Source organism: Arachnia propionica (assembly GCF_003932785.1).
Classification (GTDB): Bacteria; Actinomycetota; Actinomycetes; order Propionibacteriales; family Propionibacteriaceae; genus Arachnia; species Arachnia propionica_B.
Map to the genome: position 1 here is coordinate 1 of NZ_RQYT01000051.1, position 20,685 is coordinate 20,685.

The 20,685-nt window shown below is 68.5% G+C and carries 16 protein-coding genes; 7 read left to right on the top strand and 9 right to left on the bottom strand.

Annotated features, from left to right (window positions below):
• Positions 1–334 precede the first annotated feature (334 nt).
• Entirely contained in the window at positions 335–1,249 is a 915-nt protein-coding gene (locus EII35_RS14075) for an acyltransferase domain-containing protein (RefSeq protein WP_125229097.1), read from the top strand.
• A 69-nt stretch (positions 1,250–1,318) separates the two neighbouring features.
• Positions 1,319–3,649 (top strand): ROK family protein, encoded by a 2,331-nt coding sequence (locus tag EII35_RS14080; RefSeq protein WP_125229098.1) that lies wholly within the window; start codon positions 1,319–1,321, stop codon positions 3,647–3,649.
• Positions 3,650–3,659: 10 nt separating this feature from the next.
• Here EII35_RS14080 and EII35_RS14085 read toward each other — a convergent pair whose 3' ends face one another.
• Genes EII35_RS14085 through EII35_RS14100 form a run of 4 tightly spaced genes read right to left on the bottom strand, consistent with a single transcriptional unit; the run spans position 3,660 to position 8,347 of the window.
• A complete protein-coding gene (locus tag EII35_RS14085) occupies positions 3,660–5,141 on the bottom strand; it encodes a glycoside hydrolase family 36 protein (protein ID WP_125229099.1) in 1,482 nt (493 codons plus the stop codon).
• Position 5,142: 1 nt separating this feature from the next.
• Positions 5,143–6,495: an ABC transporter substrate-binding protein gene (locus EII35_RS14090; protein WP_125229100.1), complete on the bottom strand. Its 1,353-nt coding sequence runs from the start codon at positions 6,493–6,495 to the stop codon at positions 5,143–5,145.
• A 23-nt stretch (positions 6,496–6,518) separates the two neighbouring features.
• A complete protein-coding gene (locus tag EII35_RS14095) occupies positions 6,519–7,409 on the bottom strand; it encodes a carbohydrate ABC transporter permease (RefSeq protein WP_125229101.1) in 891 nt (296 codons plus the stop codon).
• Positions 7,406–8,347: a carbohydrate ABC transporter permease gene (locus tag EII35_RS14100; RefSeq protein WP_125229102.1), complete on the bottom strand. Its 942-nt coding sequence runs from the start codon at positions 8,345–8,347 to the stop codon at positions 7,406–7,408. The genes EII35_RS14095 and EII35_RS14100 overlap by 4 nt, the downstream gene beginning before the upstream one ends.
• Positions 8,348–8,516: 169 nt before the next feature.
• Between EII35_RS14100 and EII35_RS14105 the strand changes: the two genes are divergently transcribed.
• Positions 8,517–10,013 (top strand): DUF4832 domain-containing protein, encoded by a 1,497-nt coding sequence (locus EII35_RS14105; RefSeq protein WP_125229103.1) that lies wholly within the window; start codon positions 8,517–8,519, stop codon positions 10,011–10,013.
• On the opposite strand, the gene purB is transcribed toward EII35_RS14105, so the two are convergent.
• The 3 genes from purB to EII35_RS14120 form a co-directional block, all read right to left on the bottom strand.
• Entirely contained in the window at positions 10,014–11,444 is a 1,431-nt protein-coding gene (gene purB / locus EII35_RS14110) for an adenylosuccinate lyase (RefSeq protein WP_125229104.1), read from the bottom strand.
• Positions 11,445–11,468: 24 nt separating this feature from the next.
• Positions 11,469–11,774 (bottom strand): DUF2314 domain-containing protein, encoded by a 306-nt coding sequence (locus tag EII35_RS14115; protein ID WP_125229105.1) that lies wholly within the window; start codon positions 11,772–11,774, stop codon positions 11,469–11,471.
• A gap of 78 nt (positions 11,775–11,852) precedes the next feature.
• A complete protein-coding gene (locus tag EII35_RS14120) occupies positions 11,853–12,641 on the bottom strand; it encodes an alpha/beta hydrolase family protein (RefSeq protein ID WP_125229106.1) in 789 nt (262 codons plus the stop codon).
• Positions 12,642–13,066: 425 nt separating this feature from the next.
• Here EII35_RS14120 and EII35_RS14125 point away from each other — a divergent pair, with 425 nt between their 5' ends.
• The gene (locus EII35_RS14125; protein ID WP_125229107.1) at positions 13,067–13,654 is read left to right on the top strand and encodes a YagU family protein; all 588 of its coding nucleotides are present in this window, start codon (positions 13,067–13,069) and stop codon (positions 13,652–13,654) included.
• Between the two features lie 75 nt (positions 13,655–13,729).
• Here EII35_RS14125 and EII35_RS14130 read toward each other — a convergent pair whose 3' ends face one another.
• Together EII35_RS14130 and purD are read right to left on the bottom strand one after the other, a co-directional pair.
• Entirely contained in the window at positions 13,730–14,095 is a 366-nt protein-coding gene (locus EII35_RS14130) for a PIN domain-containing protein (protein WP_125229108.1), read from the bottom strand.
• Positions 14,096–14,174: 79 nt separating this feature from the next.
• Positions 14,175–15,395, bottom strand: a complete 1,221-nt coding sequence (gene purD, locus EII35_RS14135; protein WP_125229109.1) for a phosphoribosylamine--glycine ligase — start codon at positions 15,393–15,395, stop codon at positions 14,175–14,177.
• A gap of 42 nt (positions 15,396–15,437) precedes the next feature.
• On the opposite strand from purD, the gene EII35_RS14140 reads away from it, so the two are divergent.
• From EII35_RS14140 to EII35_RS14150, 3 genes are all read left to right on the top strand, one after another.
• The gene (locus tag EII35_RS14140) at positions 15,438–16,763 is read left to right on the top strand and encodes a hypothetical protein (protein ID WP_125229110.1); all 1,326 of its coding nucleotides are present in this window, start codon (positions 15,438–15,440) and stop codon (positions 16,761–16,763) included.
• Complete coding sequence (locus EII35_RS14145; protein WP_125229111.1) at positions 16,760–18,322, top strand: WD40 repeat domain-containing protein; 1,563 nt, start codon at positions 16,760–16,762, stop codon at positions 18,320–18,322. The genes EII35_RS14140 and EII35_RS14145 overlap by 4 nt, the downstream gene beginning before the upstream one ends.
• Before the next feature lie 205 nt (positions 18,323–18,527).
• A complete protein-coding gene (locus EII35_RS14150; RefSeq protein WP_260465140.1) occupies positions 18,528–20,519 on the top strand; it encodes a WD40 repeat domain-containing protein in 1,992 nt (663 codons plus the stop codon).
• Positions 20,520–20,685 lie beyond the last annotated feature (166 nt).

Sequence of the window (20,685 nt, forward strand, 5' to 3'; positions counted from 1 at the left end):
ACGCACCCCCACCTGCGCCTCCACCCTCACCGCAGCCGACCGCAACGCCTCAGCAAGACTCGAACTCACATCGAAATCCCACACCACATCCCGCGCCGCATTCAACTCATCCAAGCTGTAATCACTCACGACAACTCCTTGCACGATCAGATGGGCAGGCTACGGCCAGCCTAACCCACTCCCGGAACAGGAACCGCAGGGTTCACCCACAAGCAGGAGAACGCCTTGTCACAGGCTGACCGGATCATGTGGTCTGCCCCGGACCCTCTCCTGGCGGACCCCATGAAGGCATGGAACGGCGCGGATGGCAGGATCGAACCGGGAGGAGGTCACCATGACACCTGAGACCGTGCTCGACGCTCTCGCCCGCGCCGACCTGGCGCGGCTCGGGTTCAGAGCCGACGATGCCGCCGACTGCCGATGCGTCATCGCCGCCCTGCCCTGCCATCCGGAACGCCTCTCCCGGGTCGCGGAACTGGCAGGGCAGCTCAGGGCGAGGATCGGGTGCTTCTTCGACGACGACCTCCCCGTGAGGGAGGACGCGGGGATGGCGACCTTCGAGGAGGGCATCGTGACGCTGCTGGCGCTGGTCGCCGTCGCTGAGTACGTCCACGACGCCCAGGTGGCCCGCGGGCTCAGCAGCGACCTCGCCCGGGCTTCGCTGGCCGACCTGGGGCAGCAGGTACACATCTTCCGGACGGTGTTCGGCTGCTTCGGCTTCGTCGCCCGGGCCTGGTGTGTGGCGAACTTCACCGGCAGGCATCTGTGGTTGGGACGGCTCCAGTTCACCCTCGAACGCTCCGACGACGGCACCCCCTTCGTCGGGGTCCACATTCCCGAGACCGGCCCCCTCACCCCGGCCGCCGTTGACGCCTCCCTCGCCGCGGCCCACGATGTGATCCCCCGGCTGCGCCCTCATCACCCCGTCGACGAGTTCCGCCTGGAGTCGTGGCTGCTCGACCCACTCATCATCGCCGGCCTGGACCCGAGGTCGAACCTGGCGCGATTCGTGAGCCGATTCGAGATCCTCGACCCGGGCGAACCGTCCCACCGCAGCGCCTACTTCTTCGTCTTCCACAAGGAATGGGCGCTGCAGCCCGTCGACCTGTCGGCACTGCCGTCAACCACATCGCTGCAGCGGGCCGTCCTCAGCGTCCCACTGGACCGCCTGACGGTGCCGATCGGACGACTCATCGAGCAGCCCTCGTCGCCACTTCTGGACAGTGACGGCTCCGGACGCAACACTTGAGAAGGCAGGTTTCCTAGCAACGGAACCATCCAGCACAAGGGCATCACGACGCGGTGAAGGGAGCAGCGCATGGGCGATGACGCCACCTCAGCATCCAGAGCCTCCCGGACCCGACGGCTCCTCCACGCCCTACGGGAACGAGGCAGGGCCACCCTCGCCCAGCTCGCGAAGGACGCGGGCGTCTCCCGCCCCACCGCCAGCCTCATCGTCGCCGACCTCGAGGCGGAGGGCCTCATCGCGCAGAGCGCCACCAGCTCCGGCGGCGGCCGCCCCGCCGCCCTCTACTCCTTCGCCCCCGGGCACGGCTTCGTCATCGCCCTCGACATCCAACGCGACGACGTCGCCATCGCAGCCGCGTCGATGGCAGGGGTGGTTCTCCACGCAACGGTTCTCCCTCTGCTGGAGCGGGGCCGCGAGGAACGGTTGGCGGAACTGTGCGAGGCGATCCGGGAACTCGTCGAGACCCTCGCCCCCGAGCACGGGCGGGCCATCGGGGGCTTCGCCTCGGTCACCGGGATCATTGACGGCGACGGCTCCATCCTCCGCAGCTACTCCGTCCCCCAGTGGCACGGTCTGCCACTGGCGGAGGCCCTGACCGAACACACCGGGATCCCCTTCCACGCCGCCAACGACATCAACAGCGCCGCCTACGGCGAGTTCAGCACTCGTGTCACGCAGGGTCGACTCCAGCTGATGGACACGATGCTGCACATCCAGGTGTTCGCCGGGTTCCGTACCGGCCTCATCCTCGGCGGGGACATCCACCAGGGGCATCACTGGCACGCCGGAGAGATCAACGACAGTCTCGACGGCGAGTTGCGCGCCCGACCCGACGCCGAGAACGACCACACCCACTGGGCGCTGCGCGCCGCCGCGACCATCGCGACGGTGAGTTCCGCCATCGACCCGACGCTGGTGGTCATCTCCACGACGGGCCTGGCCAACGAGGAGTCGGCCACCCAGATGTGGGCGCACCTCACCACGATGCGGCTCCCCACCGCACCCAGGCTGGACATGGAGTCCGGCGAGCTGGGGGGCGCCGCCTCCACCGTCGGTGCCCTGTCGCTGGCCCTGCGTGACGCCGAGGCCCACTTCCTCCACGCACGCACCCGCTACCCCGTGACCGTGACGGGACTGGAGCGCATCCTCGAGGCGCACCAGGCCTATGCGACGCGTCGCCTCGCGGAAACCCACCGCCACGCCGTCGTCGTCTCCGAGCCGCTGCGGATCGGCGTGGTGGGGCTGGGGGTGCGCTCCCAGCTGGCGCGCCACGTGGAATCCGAGAGGAACCGGGCCGTCCTCGTCGGCGCCTGCGACCCCGATCCCCTGGCCGCGACCCGGGTCGAGCAGCTGCTGGGCAAGGCCCCCGAGGACTGCCCCGTCCTCACCTCGGTGCGGGAACTCATCGAGCGGGGCATCGGGGCGGCATTCATCACCTCCCCCGACGACACCCACGAGGCGGCCGCCGTCGAACTCCTCGAGGCCGGAATCCCCATCTACCTGGAGAAACCGATCGCCACCACCATCGACGGCAGCACCCGAATCCTCACCACCGCCCGGGAGAGCGGCACCCGCATGTACGTCGGCCACAACATGCGCCACATGTCCTTCGTCCGGCAGCTGCGTGATCTCATCCGTGACGGCGCCATCGGCGAGGTGCAGACGATCTGGTGCCGCCACTTCGTCGGCCACGGCGGCGACTTCTACTTCAAGGACTGGCACGCCGACCGACGCCGCTCCCACGGGTTGCTGCTGCAGAAGGCCGCCCACGACATCGACGTCATGCACTGGCTGGCCGATTCGGAGGCCACGGAGATCGTCGGCATGGGTGACCTCATGATCTACGGCGCCAACCGGTCCCGCACCGGCCAGGGCGGGGCCCTCATGCCGGAGTGGTTCTCGTTGGAGAACTGGCCGCCCTCCTCGTTGACGGGCCTCAACCCCGTCATCGACGTGGAGGACCTGTCCATGTTCATGATGCGGATGCGTTCGGGGGTGCTGGCCTCCTACCAGCAGTGCCACTTCTCACCCGACTACTGGCGCAACTACACCGTGATCGGCTCCCGGGGTCGGCTGGAGAACTTCGGCGACGGCGACGGCGGCGTCATCCGGCTGTGGAACCGTCGCGGCTACTACGACCCCGAGGGTGACGAGCAGTTCCCGATCCGTGGGGACCGGGACGGCCACGACGACGCCGACGCGTTGACCGTCGCCGAGTTCCTGCGGTTCATCCGGACCGGGGCCCCCACCGACACCTCGCCGGTGAGCGCCTGGGCCGCGGTGGTCGCGGGTATCCAGGCCACTGAGAGCCTCCGTGACGGCTCCACGCCGAGGCGGGTCCCCTCACTGCCGACCGACCTCAGGGAGTACTTCCTGCGGAACCAGGAGGAGTGGGTCTGACCCGCTGGGGTCACAGGGCGTAGGGGCTGGGGGTGCCGTGGAGCGCCGGGGCGAAGTCGACCTCCCGCTCCCCCACCAGGAAGCGGTACCTGCCGAGCCGGGCCGTGGCGGGCAGCGGACCGAGGAAACGACGCAGGTCGTCGCGTTCCTCGTCCGTCAACCAGCCGGGCGGATCAGACAGGGCACGGAACCCGGACAGCGTGGCGGCATCCTGGAGCCACTGCATCTGTTGACGGCTCAGCAGGTTGCGGCTGTGGCGGGCGAACACGACGTCCGGGTCGACGCCGATCAGGCCCCGCAGCCACAACCGCTCCACCGCGTTGCGCAACGCGTTGAGGGCCATCGCGTCGGAGGGATCGGACGTGGCGTAGTTCGTCCACATCGGCGCCACATCCGGTCCGGTGCGCACCGCGTCGAGGATCCCGAGCGACGGGAACAGCGGCGCCCCGGAGCCCAACAGATAGGTGCCCTCCCCCGCCGCCTCCCGGATCGTGTGGATCGCACGACGGTAGACGGCCTCCCGGTCGCTGGGCACGGCGTGGACGCCCGGTACCGTCGCCGCCTGGAGGAAGTCGAGCTTGAGATAGGTGAAACCCCAGTCGTCGACGGCGCGGTGGACGAGTTCGGCGAGGTGGTCGTGGACGTCGTCGCGGCTGTGGTCATAGGTGAAGTAGGGGCTGCCCCAGTTCGCCCCGGCCGGGACGGGATCACCGGCTGCATCGGTGAGCAGCATCTGCCGGCGGGTTGTGAAGGCCTCCGAGGTGGGCAGCACGATGAACGGGGCCAGCCACAGCCCCGCCCGCAACCCGAGATCGGCGGCCTTCCGCGCGAGTTCGGCCATCCCGTCGGGGAACTTCCCGTTCGGGCTCCAGTCCCCGACGACCCGCTGCCAGCCGTCGTCGATCTGGAAGGTGTCGAAGCCGAGGCCCGGCAGCTCCGGCAGCACCTCCCCCAGGGAGTCCCTGGAGATCGTCTCGTAGAACGAGTACCACGACGACCACACCGTTCCGGGGTCCCGGTCCCGCACCCCGTGGCGGGCGGCGAGGAGGTCCCGGTACCGCTCGAGGACCGCCAGTTCGGGGCCCTCGAGCAGCACCCAGCGTCCGGGCCGCCCGGTCTCGTTCCACCCGGTCAGCACGTCGAGGTCGGCGTGGAGCCGGGGCGTGTCCCCCTCCAACGCCCCGAGCAGGACCGCGGTCACACCGTCGCCCAGGGCGAGCAGCCATGAGGAGTGGTGCCGCACCGGATCGTCCCAGCGGTCGTCGTCGGCGGTGTTGCGGCGCACCGGGTTCTCGATCCGCAACGGCTCCCCCGCCAGCGGCCGCCACCCGGCCGGGGACCAGGAGTTCTGGCCGGAGCGGTAGACCTCGGCGTCGTGGGGCATCCCATGGAGCAGCGACAGTCGGGATGTCTCGAAGTGGGTCTCGGCCACCAGGGGCGAGGTCGCTGGCGCCCAGGTCGGGGCGCTGGTGGGGGTGCCGTGGGTCAACATGTCACTTGTACAGCGCCGCTGCGTCCTCGTTGGCCTTGGTCAACGTGGCCTGCGGGTCCTGCCCGTCGGCCACCTTGGCCATGGCGTCCTGGATCAGGACGTTGAGCTCGTTGCCCTTGTCGAACAGCGGCACCGAGAAGGTCTCACCCGCGGCGACCATCTCGACGAACGGCGTCGGGTCGTAGCCCTGCTCCTTGAACGCCTCCATCGCGATGTTCGTCGAGGAGGAGATCGCCGGGAAGACCCTGGCCCCCTTCGCGACGATGTCCTGGCACTCGGCCGAGCCGAGGTACTTCACCCACTCGAAGGCCTGGTCCGGGTGCTTGGTGCCGGACCAGATGGCGTCCGACAGGCCGTTGGTGGCCGAGAAACGTCCCTTCGGGCCGGCCGGGAGCTTCGCGAAGGCGAACTTCACCGGCGAGTCCTTCCCGAGGTAGGTGCCCATCACCCAGGAACCCTGGATCGTCGACGCGGCGCTGCCGTTCTTCATCACGGCATCGGTGCCGAGCGACGACTGCTGGTCGAACCGCGGGGCGAGGCCGTCGGTGATGAGGCCCTGCAGCCAGGTGGCGGTCTGCACCATCTCCGGGCTGCCGTAGTTGAACTCGGTGGGGATCCCGGTCTGGCTCGAGTAGGTGAAGCCGTTGGAGTGGGCGAAGTTGCCCCACCCGTTCTGACCGACGGCCCCGTCCGCCCACTCGGGGTAGTAGCCGTAGCTCTTGACGTTGTTCTTGTCGAAGGCCGGGTCGTTGGCGTTGTGGCCGTTGACGTCGACGGTGGTGGCGCGGATGAACTCCCCGAAGGTGCCGCCGTCGGTCGGGTTCCACGTCAGGCTGTTCATCTTCTCGGCGTCAAAGCCCGCCGCCTCGGCGAGTTCGACGTTGTAGAGCAGACCGACGGCGTCCCAGTCCTTCGGCAGGCCGTAGCGTTTGCCGTCCAGCACCCAGCGGTCGGCGGAGCCCTCGGCGTACTGCTTCAGGTCGATGCCCGCCTTGTCGACGCGCTCGCTGAGGTCGAGGATCTGCTGGTTCGCGACGAACTGTGGGTAGTAGGAGACGTGGTTGGTGAACACGTCCGGTGCGTCCTGCGCCGCGATCTGCGTCGTCAGGTTCGTCCAGTACTGACCCCACGCCGTCTGCGTGATCTCGATGCGGATGGTGGGGTTCTTCGCGGTGAACGCGTCGGCGCACTGCTGGTACAGCGGCAGCTGGGTGTCATCCCAGAGCCAGTACCGCAGTGTGACCTCCCCACCACCGGAGTCGCCTCCGGACTGGGAGGCGGGACCGCTGCACGCCCCCATCCCGACGGCGAGGGCGAGTGCCCCGAGTGCGGCTGTGATCCTGCGCAGTGACATGTGAATCTCCTTTGGTTCCAGGTCTACTTGTTGCCCGAGAAACTGAGGGACTGCACGAGTTGCCGTCCCAGGAAGATGAGGATGAGCAGCGCCGGCAGGACCGACAACGTCGAGCCCGCCATGAGTCCCGTCCAGTCGGGGGCGGTGTTGGGGGACTGCTGCTGGAACACGCTGAGTCCGACGGTGAGCAGTCGGGTGTGTTCCTGACGGCCCACCACCAGCGGCCAGAGGTAGTCCTTCCACATCCCGACGAAGGTGATGAGAACCATCGTGGCGATGGGGCCGAGGTTCATGGGGATCGCGATCCGGGCGAAGCGCGACAGCGGGCCGAGACCGTCGAGCATCGCGGCCTCCTCCACCTCGACCGGCATGGACAGGAAGAACTGCCGCAGGAAGAAGATGGAGAAGGGGGTCATCAGCATGGCGGGCAACATCATGCCGAGCATCGTGTTCATCAGCTGCAGGTCGCGGATGAGCGTGAAGTTCGGCAACAGGGTGAAGATGCCGGGGATCATGAGCCCGCCGATGATGATGAGGAAGAGGGTGTCCCGACCGCGGAACCGAAGCCTGGCGAAGGCGTAGGCGGCAGCCGCGCAGGAGAGGGTCTGGATGATCGCCACTCCCCCGGCGTAGATGATGGAGTTGAGGGTGTAGAGGGGGAAGTTGATGGTGGCGCCCGTGCCGCCCGCGGCCACCGCCTCCTCCCGAGAGACCAGCCCGAGCACCCGCTGGAAGTTGATGAGGGTGGGGTTCGACGGCCACAGCCGGCCCGAGTCGGCCACCAGCTCGGCGGCCGGGGTCAGCGCGGTGCGAACCATCCAGTAGAACGGGAAGGCCGTGATGAGCAACGCGATGATGAGCATCGCCCAGGCGAAGGCCCGGCTGGGGCGGAGGGGCGCTCGGCGGGTCCTCATGCGAGATCCGATCGGTTGGCCCGCAGCAGCCGCAGCTGCACGAGGGTGAGGACGGCGAGGATGATGGCCAGCAGCAGCGCGATGGCGGAGGCGTACCCCATCTTCAGGAAGTCGAAGGCCTGCTGGTAGATGTAGAAGTAGATGACCCGCACCTCCGGGATCGGCTTGCCGCCGTACCCGACCTGGACCAGGTCGAAGACCTGGAAGGAGCCGATGAGGGACACCACGACCACCAGGGCAATGACGGGGCGGATGAGCGGCAGGGTGATCCGGAAGAACATGGTGGTCTCGCTCGCCCCGTCGATGGCCCCGGCCTCGTAGTACTCGGTGGGGACCTGCATCATCCCGGCGAAGAGGAGCAACGCCGTGTACCCGACGCCGGACCACACCCCGATGAGGATGACGATGTTGAGGGCGGCGTCGGTGTTGTAGAAGGTGAAGTTGACGAGGAAGTCGAGGTTGAGGGCCCTGCCGACCCGGTCGAGGACGCCCTTGAGGTAGCCGACGTTGGCGTCGAGCAGCCACGCCCAGATGAGGGCGAGGGCGACGTTCGGCACCAGCCAGGGCAGGAGCAGCCCCGCCCGCACCCAGGTCTTCGTGCGCAGCCGCTGCATGAGGGCCGCGAGGATCATCGCGAGGGTGAGGGAGACCACGATGCTGCCGAGGGCGAAGACGGCGGTGATCCTCAGGGACTGCCAGACCTGGCCGTCGGAGATCACGGCCTGGAAGTTGGCGGCACCGACGTACTTGCCCTGGTTGAGGAGGTTGTAGTCGGTGACGGAGTAGCCGAATCCCTTGATGGCAGGGTAGATCCAGAAGATGAGGAAGCCCGCGAGGGCAGGGATGAGGAGGATGAGGGCGGCGGTGGCGTGTCCACGGGTGGCCGGCGCCTTGCGTCGTCGTGCACGCCCCTCATCGGGCGCGACTGGGGCAGTCAATTCGGGTCCTTCCGACTCTGGAGCACTCCCGAGCTCGTTCGCCTATTGAAGCAATCCTTCCCACTTAAGTCAATGGGTTGCGTAAGGGGGATCGGTGTGGTGGACTGACGTTCGTCCAGCGCACAACGGCGTCGCCACGACGCCGGGTGCTCCCACAGAAGGAAGAGCCATGTTGAAACTCCGCACTGCCGCCGTGGCAGCCGCTGCGGCCATGACCCTGGCGATGCCCCTGACCCCCACCCACGCCGACGATCAGTCCGCGTGGCAACCCCTCGAGACCACATCCGCCAGGCTCGACAACCCCCTCAAGGGGTTCGTGCCGTTCGGCGCCAAGTCCGGCGACCCCGCCACCATGTTCCCCCACACCATGGAGTGGTTCTACATGCCGCTGAACGCCGTGGTGAAGGGCGAGAGGACCTACGACTGGTCGGCCCTGGAGACCCAGCTCGAGGGCATCAAGTCCCGCGGGCACCAGGCCGCCCTGCGCTTCTACCTGGACTACCCGAAGAAGCCGACAGGCGTCCCGGACTACCTGCTGGGCGAGGGCGGGATCGACCAGTCCCGCAGATATCAGCACTACGAGAACGATGGGAAGAGCTTCTCCCCCGACTACGACGACCCCCGTGTCCAGGCCCTCATCACCGACTTCACCAAGGCCTTCGGCGAGAAGTACGACGGCGACCCCCGCATCGGCTTCATCACCACGGGCCTCATCGGTTTCTGGGGCGAGCAGCACACCTATCCCATGAACGGGCAGGTGGACGACAAGCTCAACCCGACGGGCGCGAACTGGATGCCCAGCCGCGACGTGGAGTTGCGCTACTACCGCACCTGGGACGAAGCCTTCGACAAGACCCGACTGCTCAACCGTTACCCGAATGCGGAGGTCGCGGGGATCGACGTCGGCTTCCATGACGACTCCTTCGCGGTCTCGACCCTCCCGACCAAGGACTGGCACTTCCTCAGCCTCATGGATCGCGCCGGGATGAACGACCACTGGAAGTCCCACCCGATCGGCGGCGAGATCCAGCCCCCGGTCCAGAAGTGCCTGTTCGACCTCACCCCGGAGTGCAAGAACGAGAACTTCGACGAGGCCGTCCAGGCCAGCCACGTCTCCTGGCTCATCGACGACAAGGCATGGGAGGAAGGCGGCTACACCGGAGACGCGTTGGTCAGGGCCAAGGCAGCCCACGCCTCCCTCGGCTACGACTTCGCCGCCACCCACGCGAAGCTCAGCACCCAGGGCAGCACCGTCACGGTCTCCCTCAAGGTGACCAACCGCGGCGTGGCGCCGTTCTACTACGACTGGCCGGTCGAGTTCGCCATCCTCGGCGCCGACGGCAAGCCCGCCGTGACGAAGCAGCTCGACGTCGACCTGCCGACGCTGCTCCCCGGCCAGACCGCCGAGTGGACGACGACGCTCGAGGCCCGGCCCGGCACCGTCGCGGTCCGCATCCCGAACGTCATGGAGGGTGGAGCCCCCATCCGGTTCGCGAACACGGCGCAGGACGCCACCGCTGAGGGCTACCTGACCCTCGGTGCCGTCACCCGGGCCAGCGGCGGCAAGCAGGGAGCCGGAGGCCTGTCGTCGACGACCTCCCCGAGCGGGTCCAAGCCGATGACCCGTCCGGGCCTGCCGCGGACGGGCAGCCTGACCCGGAGCTGATCAGAGCACCATGCCTGGCCGGTACCCGGCGGCCTCCGGGTGGGCGGTGACGACGGCGGCGACAGCCTCCGCCACCCGCGCCACCTGGGCGCCGGCGGTACCGGCCAGTTCCATGGGATCGGACACCAGCGCCCCCAGTTCGTCGCGCCCGAGCTGCAGCCTGTCGTCGGCGGCGAGGCGGTCGAGGAGGTCGTTGACCGCCAGCCCCTGCCTCATCTCCAGGGCGACGGCGACGGCGTGCTCCTTGATGGCCTCGTGGGCCTCCTCCCGACCCACACCCTTCCGCACCGCCGCCATGAGCACCTTGGTGGTGGTGAGGAACGGCAGGTAGCGGTCGAGTTCGGCGGCGATGACCTCGGGGAAGGCCCCGAAGTCCGCCAGCACGGTGAGGAAGGTCTCGAACAGCCCGTCGAGGGCGAAGAACGCGTCCGGCAGCGCGACCCGCCGCACCACGGAGCAGGAGACGTCGCCCTCGTTCCACTGGTCCCCGGCGAGTTCCCCCACCATGGCGACGTATCCACGCAGGAGCACCGACATCCCGTTGACGCGTTCGCAGGAGCGGGTGTTCATCTTGTGGGGCATGGCGGAACTGCCGACCTGCCCCTCCTTGAATCCCTCGGTCACCAGTTCGTGCCCGGCCATGAGCCGGATGGTCGTGGCGACGTTCGACGGGGCCGCGGCGGTCTGAGCGAGCGCGGTGACGACGTCGTAGTCGAGGCTGCGGGGATACACCTGCCCCGTGGAGGTGAGGACCTGGGCGAAGCCGAGCTCCGAGGTGACGCGACGCTCCAGCTCCGCCAGCCGGTCCGCGTCGCCGCCGAGGAGGTCGAGCATGTCCTGGGCGGTGCCGACCGGCCCCTTGACGCCGCGGGCCGGGTAGCGGGCGATGAGCTCCTCCAGCCGACGCAGCGCCACGAGTAACTCGTCGGCGGCGGTGGCGAACCGTTTCCCCAGGGTGGTGATCTGCGCGGCGACGTTGTGGGAGCGTCCGGTCAGCGGCTGTTCGGACCAGGTCACCGCGAGCCGGGCGAGGTTCGCCAGCGCGGCGACCACCCGGTCCCGGATGATGTGGAGGGAACGCAGCACCTGGTACTGCTCGATGTTCTCCGTGAGGTCCCGGGAGGTCATCCCCTTGTGGACGTGCTCATGCCCGGCCAGGGCGTTGAACTCCTCGATGCGGGCCTTGACGTCGTGGCGGGTGACCCGCTCGCGCTCGGCGATCGAGGCGAGGTCGACGCGGTCGACCACGGCCTCGTAGGCGGCGATCACCTCGTCGGGGTCGGCACCGCCGAAGTCGACGCCGAGATCCCGCTGGGCCCGGAGCACCGCCAGCCAGAGTCGTCGCTCGGCGACGACCTTGGCCTCGGGTGCCCAGATGGCACGCATCTGCTCGGAGGCGTAACGGGTGGCCAGCACATTGGGGACGCTCATGGCCTCACCCTAATGACATGGCGCTCAGGCGTCGATCTGGATGACGTGCTCGGGGCGGAAGGGGACGTCGTCGCCGTGGTTGAGCCCCACGATGTAGTAGGGGCTATTGCTGAGGGTGCCGCGGTAGTTGCCGCCGCCCGCCTGGGTCACCTGAACCCACATCCGTTCCACGTGCATGTGGCCGTCGACATCCTGCCCCCTGAAGACGAGCTTCGCGAGCGCCCCGGGACGCAGGCTGCGCCTGGCCTCCACGGACGGGAGATAGAAGGTCTCGGGGGACTCGGCGTGCAGGGCTTCACCACTGTCGAGGACGTAGGAAGGGTTCGTCATGTCGGCCACCCTAACGGGACGGACCGTCAATACCGGCCCTCACAAGGATGCCCTGACCGCACGGATGACAGCGAGGTCCTAACCGAGAAGCCTCCGCAGGGTGGGTGCGGCATGCCGGATCGAGGACTCGTGGGTCTCACCCGGGAGCACCTCGAGCGTGGTGCGGGTCATGCCGCGTTCCCGGTAGGCACGCTCCGCGGCCTGGGCCTCACCCAGGGCGTCGAAGTCGCCGTCGGCGCCACCCCGGCTTGGGGTGTCCAGCTCACCGATCGCCCAGTGCATGACGAACCCGGAACGCAGCTGCTGGGACAGGCTGCGGGTGAAGACGACCTGCGGGTCGAGGCTGCCGCCGCCCACCAGCAGGGCACCGCCCCCGGTGAACAGGTCGGAGTGGTCGGGCAGCAGGACGTTGGTGATGACCTCGGCACCGCCGGAGTAGCCGACGAACCACACCCGGGAGGTGTCGACGGCTTGGTTCCGCCACAGGTGCTCGAGAAGTTCGCGCAGCCACTGCCCGGAGGACTCGGCGCGCCACCACGTTCCGGTGGCGCGGTCGGGGGTGATGGGGGCGACGAAGCTCAGACCGCGCTCTCTCGCGACGGCCGCGTGATCGTCGAGGACGGTGGCGCCGGAGTCGAACTCGCCGTGCCCGTCACCATGGAGGTAGATCACGATCCCCTTCGACCCACTGCCGGAGGCCTTGTCGAAGCGGTAGCGGCTGGTCAGCCCCTGACTGCTCGTGAATCTCCGGAGCCTGGCACCTCTCCGGGGGGACGCAGCGGCTTGCGGCACCGTGGCGGCAGCGCAGCCCGCCGCTCCTGCGGCCAGGGCTGCGGCGGTGAGTTTCATCAGGTCACGACGACGCATGGGGATCACCTCACGCTCTCCAGGCGCCGATGGGGCGCCTTTGCTCGTTTCGGACGGTGGGCATCCTGTGGATGCTCATGCCTCCATGCTATCCGCGAGAATCCTGAAGTAAGAGGGTGCGCGGATAGGGGGATCGTGACGAGGATCGGCACGGTGGCCTCTTGGCAAGGCGGACGACGAAGAGCGCACTGGATCGTGCGTTCGAGGAGGACAACACAGCCGGGGGGGCAACGGGGCGACCGCAGTAGATTCGCCTATCCGCGCACCCTCTAAACCTGGATCAATCCCTGCGACACCCGAGGATGGGGACGTTCCCGAAGGTGAAGCATCGTAAGATCGGGACAACCGCGACACCGTTGTCCGGTGTCATCCGGGGAAAGCCGCGAGGTTCCCCCGATGACTCAGCCTCACTCGTAGGAGGTCTCATGTCCACTTTGCTGACACGAATGCTCGGCCACACCGACCCCGCCCGACGGCGCATCGGCGTCGCCACCCTGGTGGGTCTCATCGCGGGGGCGTTCTCGGCCATCGTCAAGTTCGGCTGGGAGGTCCCGTTCCCGCCCCGCACGCCGGAGCGTGACGCCACGAACCCACCGCAGACGATGCTGGAGCTGTGGTTCGGGATGAGCCCGGAGCAGTCACACGCCCTGATCTTCTTCAACGGGAACCCCAGGCCGATCTACTCGTTCATCGTCCACTTCGCGTTCTCCATCGTGATCGCGCTGTTCTACTGCATCGTCGCCGAGTACTTCCCACGCATCAAGCTGTGGCAGGGCGCGGTCTTCGGTTTCCTGGCGTGGATCTTCTTCCACGTGATCCTGATGCCCCTCACCGGGCTGGTCCCGACCCCCTTCCCATGGGTCGAGGGCGGCCAGACCTGGGCCGAGCACTTCTCCGAGTGCTTCGGCCACATCCTGTGGGTGTGGTCCATCGAGGTGGTCAGACGCGACATCCGCAACCGCATCACCCATGAACCCGACCCGGAGGTCCCCCTCCCGGAGGCCACCCGCTGACGAGCAATCAGGGCGTGTCCGTCGGATGGCATCGTCCACCAACCCCGGACACGCCCTCCAACGCACTCGAACCCGTCACAGCACCCGAACATGCTCGACCGTTGCGCCCCGGACGGCTTGGAGCGGAATCCGCTGGTCAAAGGTGGTCAGGACTCCTCCATGCTCAACAGCCATGGCCAGCAGATAGCAATCCGTGACCTGTCGATGACCCAGCACATGTTCCCAGACGATTCGCTCGGAACTGATGAGAGAGACATCATCGGCCCACCATTCGCTGTCTCGCCGCGAGCAGACGTGCCGTAAGGCCGCTCGGGTACCCGCGAAGTCAGTGGGGGTCGAGCCGAGGACCGCGGGGGTGTTCATGATACGCAGCACCATGTTCTCGACGATGGGACAGACAGCAAGCTGCAAGCTCTCGGGCAGCGATGACCGCTGCTTCATCAAGCATCAGTGTGGTTCTTCCCACGGCGCCACCTCGCATCAATTCGATGAATTGACGCTAACACGAGGGAACGAGGACTCAGTGGGGAATGCCGATGTCGGTGCGGTGGAAGCCGTCGGGGTATTCCACCCGGGACAGGTGCTGGTAGGCCCGATCCCGGGCCCGCTCGAGGTCATCGGCCACCCCGACGATGCCGAGGACCCGGCCGCCTGAGGCGACGAGTCGTTCACTGTCGTTTCGGGTCCCCGCGTGGAGGGTCCAGGCATCCTCGGTGTCGGCTGGCAGCGTGATGGCGCCGCCTGCGACGGGCGTTCCGGGATAGCCCCGGGCCGCCTCGACCACCACGACGGCGGCCCCGTCGCGCCACCGGAGCGGCGGCAGGGCGGCGAGTTCACCGCGGGCGGCGGCAGTGAGCACGTCGACGAGCGGGGTCTCCAGCAGGGCCAGGACGGCCTGGGTCTCGGGGTCGCCGAACCGAACGTTGAACTCCACCACCCGCAGGCCCCGGCCGGTCAGGGCCAGCCCGGCGTAGAGGAGCCCGACGAACGGGGTGCCGCGTCGCCTCATCTCGGCCAACGTCGGCTGGATCACCGTGGCCATGATCTCCGCCACGAGCCCCTCCGGGGCCCACGGCAGCGGACAGTAGGCCCCCATGCCCCCCGTGTTGGGCCCGGTGTCGCCGTCGCCGACCCGCTTGAAGTCCTGGGCGGGCAGCAACGGAACCGCTGTCTCACCGTCGCAGATGGCGAACAGGGAGACCTCGGGGCCGTCGAGGTACTCCTCGATGACCACCGTGCCGCAGGTCTTCGCATGGGCCAGGGCGGCGGCACGGTCCGATGTGACGACGACCCCCTTGCCCGCGGCCAGGCCGTCGTTCTTGACCACGTGCGGTGCCCCGAACTCATCGAGGGCGGCCTCGGCCTCGTCGGCGGTGGTGCAGACCCGGGCGGTGGCCGTCGGCACCCCGGCCGCCTCCATCACCTGCTTGGCGAAGGCCTTGGAGCCCTCCAGCCGGGCGGCCTCGGCCGAGGGACCGAAGCAGGGGAACCCGGCCTCGCGCAACGCATCCGACACCCCGGCGACGAGCGGGGCCTCGGGGCCGATGACCACCAGGTCAGCGGCGACCTCATGGGCCAAGGTGACCACGGCGTCGGGGTCGCTGGCATCGACGTCGTGGCAGGTGCCGAGCCCGGCGAGCCCCGGGTTGCCGGGCGCGACGTGGAGGGTGCTGTCGGGTGCGAGGGCCCGCCCGAGCGCGTGCTCGCGCCCACCGGAGCCGAGAAGCAGAACAGTGGTCACGCCGTGAACTCTAATGGACCCACGCCTGCATAGGGTGGGTCCATGAAACTGCTGCGCCTGCTCGTCGCCGTGCCACTGCTGCTCCTCGGGGCCTGCACCTCACCTCCGAAGCTCAGCGAGGAAGAAGCCCTGCAACGCATCGAGCAGTGGGTCGCCACGTCCGATTGGCAGGCAGAATACGAGGTGACCAGACGGGATGACACCACTTCCTCCGCTGTGGTGGGGGCGCGGGTCAGCGTCGAGGTACCCGATGCCAAGGCGGCCCGACGCTTCTTCTTAGAGTTCACACAGCTGACCGAGCACATGGAGCATCCCCGGTACCTGGAAGCCAGGATGTCCTGGCCACAGGACGACGGGAAGGTCGAGTTGCAGCTCGATGCCCGCGACAGCGACGAACTCGCCCACCAGCTGTGGGGGTGGGCCACGGCCCCCTTCCCCGGGACGTCAACGGCTCGACGCATCGGTTTCACCGACCTGGCGAAGGTGGAGGATGCCGCACGGCATCTCAGGAGGGATGGTTCGAGGACCATACCGATCGAGGAGCTGACCCACCACGACCCGGCGAACTTCGCATCCGCCGACGACCTGCCAGAAGATCACAAGCTGGTGCTTCGCACCCTCGAACCCGACCCCGAGTCGGTCTCCTTCGTCGGCCCCGGTGACAAGCATCGGATCCGCTCCCAGCAGGAAGCCGTCTCACGGCTCCAGCAGGCCGGGCTCACACCCCAGCGCTACCAGGAGTACGAGTACTGGCTGGGCGATGTCAGCCTCGACGAAGCCCGCAGGGCCCTGGACATCCTGGGCGGGGCCGAGGCCGTCCACACCGACCGGTTCACCCTCCACCCCGCTCTCTCCCTGAAGGAGTCCTACCCGCTGCTGGAGCAGCTGCTGGCTGTTCCCGGCGTCGAACACGTCTCCATCGGCGGCACCGTCGCTTTGCGAGTCACCGTCGACCACTGTGCAGAAGCCATCGCCTCGATCCCCGACGTGACCGAGCTGGTGGTCGAGTGCACCAAAGGGGGAAAGACCGTGGTGAAAGCTACAGGGCACGGCTCCAACTTGAAACGAATACTTCCAACGCTGTGTGAGGTCCAGAGGTACGGCATGGTGGACCTCCAGTGGACTGACTTCGCCCCCAACAGGGTGACCTTGGCCCCGGAGGCCACCGAGGCTGACTGGGAGGAGGGTTTCCGACTGCTTCGCACCCTGCCCTGGCCTGGTACCGCCGTGATTCTCTTCCGCATCGACGGTCTCCCAGAGGCCGAGCTGTCCCTGGAGTCCACCACCACCGGGGAGGCCACCCCCTCTCGTCGCACCGACGACGAGGTCTGGGACCGGGTCATCGCGGCCTGGGACGCCAGCCGGTGAGCCCCGCAGAACTCGGTCGGCAGGCCTTGGGGAACCGGGTCCACGACGCCGACCCCGCCGACCTGACCGGCATGGTTCAGCTGGCCGCGGCTTGGTTCACCGACGGCCCGGACCGAGGACCCGACGGCGGCGCCTGGCGGGTCCGCGCGGCGGTACGTGCACCCCAGGTGCCGCATCTTGGACTCGCCTCGGGCTGGGAGTGCTTGGCGTCGGACGTCGTGGCCTTCCAGCATGATGGGCGGTGGTTGCTGGCCCAGGTGAGTCAGGATGACGACGTGCGGGTCTGGGACCCGACGACGGCGACGTTGGTGCGGCAGTACCCGTCGGGGAGTTCCGACGCGGAGCTGGCCGCAACCTGCTTTCCCGGCCCCGACGGCCGCCCCCTCCTGGCGACCGGTGGCTGGGACCGGGTGATCCACGTCTCGGACCCGACCACGGGTACCACGGTTGGCAGCTGGCCGGGTCATGAGGGGCCGATCTGGAAGCTGGAGACCATCCTCGACGGACCTCCCCGCGTGGTCAGCTGGAGCGAGGAGGACGGCACCCGCCGTACCTGGGACGCCTGGAGTGGCAAGGAGCTGGCGGTGGTGCCGTTCGTCCGGGAGGCAGACGACCCGTTCCCCTGGCCGGTGACCGCCACCGTCGGCTGCCCCGACGGTCGTCAGATCACTGTCCTCGGCGACGATGAGGGCTGGCTCACCGTCGTCTGCGACGGCGCGGAGACGGCCCGGATCCCCGTGGGCCCGAGGGACTCGGTCCATGGGGTGGCGGCCTGGCTGGACGAGGCCGGACGGCCCCACGTCGCCGTCGCCACGGAGTACGAGCTCCGGGTCGTCGCGCCCGATGCCCGCGTCAGGGAGGTGACGGATCGGCACACGGAACACGTCGTGGCCGTGGCCGGGACGAGGGAGCTGTTGGCCACGGCCTCCCACGACGACACGCTGCGGGTGTGGGATGTCAGGACGGGACGACAGGTGCGGGACCCCGTGGCGGTGGAGGTCGGGTTCCCCGGCGTGCTGCTGGCCCACGGTGATCGCTTCGACGTGGCGCCTCCCCGCGATCTGTCCGACCACCCGTTCGCCGAGGTCATGGTCGAGACCCCGGAGGGTGACCGCGTCGTCGCGACCCACCGGTCTGGCATCGTCGAGGTGCGGGACGCCGCGACGGGTCGTCGATGCGGGGAACCGGTCAGGATCCCCGACGGCGACACGGTGACGGCCCCGTGGGTGGTGGACTTCGACGGTGGGGCGGCGGTGGCCTGCCCCGACGGCTCCGTCCGATTCCTCGACGTGATGGCCGGTTCGTGGGGTCGGGAGCTCCTCCCCGCCCGGCAACGCCTGCTGGAGGGTCACGAGATCGACGAACCCATCGAGGGTCTGGATGCTCGGGACGGTCGTCTCGTCGCCGGGTGGCGGGACGGCACGGTGGCCGTCCGCGACGCCGACACCACACCGCGTTTCCTGCAGCTGGGCACCCACCTCACGACGGTCGCGGCCCTGCCGGACGGGGGCGTCGCGGTGGGACTGCGCGATGGCTGGGCCATCGTCGACCTGACCTGATCTCCCCTCCCCCACTTCCCTCACCGTCCGTGCATTCCCCCGGGAACCTCCGCGAGCCGGACACTCACTCCCCCCACCCCATGGGCACGAACCGCCGCTCTACTTCGTTGGCAGCGTTGACAACGGCGGCTCGTGGAGGAAAAGCGGCGGTTCGTGATCGCTCACACGCCGGCGGGAACCGTCGCCTCTACACTCTTGGACCGTGATGAAAGCGCGTGATGCTCAGGGCCGAGCACAGTTGGAAGCCGCCCGTTTCTCCCCCGTCCTGCCGCCTGCCACCGACCCCACCCGGTGGCGGGTCCGCGTGGCCCGCAGGCTCCCCGCCGTCCCCCACCGGGTGCTGCGCGGCCACAACAAGTGGGTGACCAATGTCATCGCGCTGAGAACGCCTGACGGTCGGGAGCTGTTGGTCAGCACCAGTGACGACCACACCGTGCGCATCTGGGACCCCGCCACCGGCACACAGCTCGCCCGGCTGAAGGGGCACAAGGCCAACATCCTGGGACTCTGCCTCGTCGACGACCGGATCGTCACCGGCAGCGACGACGCCACCCTGCGGGCGTGGGACCCCGTCACGGGTGAGCAGGTCGGCGATCCGGTCCGGGTTGACGTCAACGCGGTGCGACAGATCATCAGCTGGCACCACGACGGGCGCGCCTTCGTCTCCGCACGGTGTTACCGACAGGGCAGCAGCATCATCACCTGGGATGCGACCACGTGGGAGCAGATCGGCACACCCATCCGCGAGAAGAAACGCGAACTGACCGACCTCGCGTTCCTTCAGGTCGAGGGACAGCCCCTGCTGTCGGCGCTGGCCGCCGACTTCTACAAGGACCGCTCCTTCATCCAGTTCTGGGACCCCTTCACGGGCGAGAAACACGGGAACGCGGTGAAACTGCCGCATGAATTCAGCACCGATCTGCAGGTGTTGCCCGACGGGCTGCTCGCGGTGGTCCACGACCGCAGACGCGTCCTGCTCGTCGATCCGGCCACCCGGGAGCGGGTCGGCAAGCCGCTCAAGCACAAGGGCGGCGAGGTGTCCACACTCACCTGGTTCGACGACGACGGCGCCACCCGGCTGGCCACCGTCGTCTCCAACAATGTGGTGTGCGCTGACGATCCGGCCATCAGGATCTGGGACCTCGCCTCGGGGAAGGTGCTCCACCAGTTCCCCACCGGCCACATCGGGCGGGTGGACCGTCTGGTCACCTTCGACGAGGGCCGATCCCTGGCCGCGGCCAGCACTGACGGCACCATCCGGATCTGGGATCTCGCCGAGGCGCGGGACCACCGAGGCGAGGGCTTCACCGGACGCGAGGGCTACCCGGGGGTGACCCAACACCTTCCGACGGGCTCGGGGTCCGGGCTGCTGGTCACCGGGAACGAGGTCTGGGACGCCAGCACCGGGGCCCTGATCCATGCCTTCGAGGGCGACGTCGAAGACGACGCCGTCCACGTCGGCCCGGACGGAACCGCCACCCTGCTGCGCCTCGACGAGGAGGGTCAGGTGACGGTGTGGGACCCCGCGCAGGCAGCGGTCACCCACTCCTTCCACACGGATGAGCAGTACTCCTGCCTGGATCCGGAGCCCGGCGGGACCAGGCTGGCCTGTCGCGGCCTGGGCCCGACGGTGGACCTGCTGGACATCGCCACGGGGGAGAAGCTGGACTCCCTCACCCTGACCGAGGAGGGCTACGACGACGTGGAGCACGTGGTCTGGCTGCCCGGCGAGGACGGAGCCAGGATCGGCGCGATCTTCTACCGGAGCTTCACCATCTGGAACCCGGCCACGGGCGAGAGGAGCACCCACCCGGTGCCGGGCGACGGGTTCTTCGATCAAGCCGTTGTCCTGCCCGGTGGGAGGCTGGCCTTCACCCGGCTCGCCGAGCACTTCACCTTCACCGGGTTGCGGATCGCCAATGCCGACCTCACCCCGTCCGAGCCCCAACTGGCGGGCTCGAAGGACCAGACCGAGGCGGCCCCGCTGACGGGCCCGGAGGGCTCCGACTGGCTTGCCACCTGCGGGAACGAGAGCATCATCCGGGTCTGGGACCTCGCCACGGGGGAGCAACTGTTCAAGGCCGATCTGGGGGTCAAGCTGGTGTCGCTGGCCGCGCTGCCCGACGGAGCCCTCGCCGTCGGCTTCGAGGACGGCTGGGCGATCATCGAGCTGCCTGAGCGGTTTCGCCTGTCTTGAGCACGGTTCGCCTGCCTTAGAGGGTGCCCAATAGAGGCGTTATTCACGGGGTTGATGGTGGGTGTAGAGGCGTTATTCACGGGGCCTGGGCGGCTGCTTGTTTCCGTGGCAGAGCCGCCTTCTTCACCGTTGGTCGAGCCGGGCCCGGAGCCTGCGGAGGGCCCGT

Bases quoted from the DNA above. Each gene is read 5' to 3' on its own strand.
- EII35_RS14125 (WP_125229107.1), top strand. From the start codon at position 13,067: ATGTCCACTTTGCTGACACGAATGCTCGGCCACACCGACCCCGCCCGA.
- EII35_RS14105 (WP_125229103.1), top strand. From the start codon at position 8,517: ATGTTGAAACTCCGCACTGCCGCCGTGGCAGCCGCTGCGGCCATGACC.
- EII35_RS14130 (WP_125229108.1), bottom strand. From the start codon at position 14,095: ATGAAGCAGCGGTCATCGCTGCCCGAGAGCTTGCAGCTTGCTGTCTGT.
- purB (WP_125229104.1), bottom strand. From the start codon at position 11,444: ATGAGCGTCCCCAATGTGCTGGCCACCCGTTACGCCTCCGAGCAGATG.
- EII35_RS14080 (WP_125229098.1), top strand. From the start codon at position 1,319: ATGGGCGATGACGCCACCTCAGCATCCAGAGCCTCCCGGACCCGACGG.
- EII35_RS14120 (WP_125229106.1), bottom strand. From the start codon at position 12,641: ATGCGTCGTCGTGACCTGATGAAACTCACCGCCGCAGCCCTGGCCGCA.
- EII35_RS14085 (WP_125229099.1), bottom strand. From the start codon at position 5,141: ATGTTGACCCACGGCACCCCCACCAGCGCCCCGACCTGGGCGCCAGCG.
- EII35_RS14090 (WP_125229100.1), bottom strand. From the start codon at position 6,495: ATGTCACTGCGCAGGATCACAGCCGCACTCGGGGCACTCGCCCTCGCC.
- EII35_RS14075 (WP_125229097.1), top strand. From the start codon at position 335: ATGACACCTGAGACCGTGCTCGACGCTCTCGCCCGCGCCGACCTGGCG.
- EII35_RS14095 (WP_125229101.1), bottom strand. From the start codon at position 7,409: ATGAGGACCCGCCGAGCGCCCCTCCGCCCCAGCCGGGCCTTCGCCTGG.
- EII35_RS14140 (WP_125229110.1), top strand. From the start codon at position 15,438: ATGAAACTGCTGCGCCTGCTCGTCGCCGTGCCACTGCTGCTCCTCGGG.
- EII35_RS14150 (WP_260465140.1), top strand. From the start codon at position 18,528: ATGAAAGCGCGTGATGCTCAGGGCCGAGCACAGTTGGAAGCCGCCCGT.
- EII35_RS14115 (WP_125229105.1), bottom strand. From the start codon at position 11,774: ATGACGAACCCTTCCTACGTCCTCGACAGTGGTGAAGCCCTGCACGCC.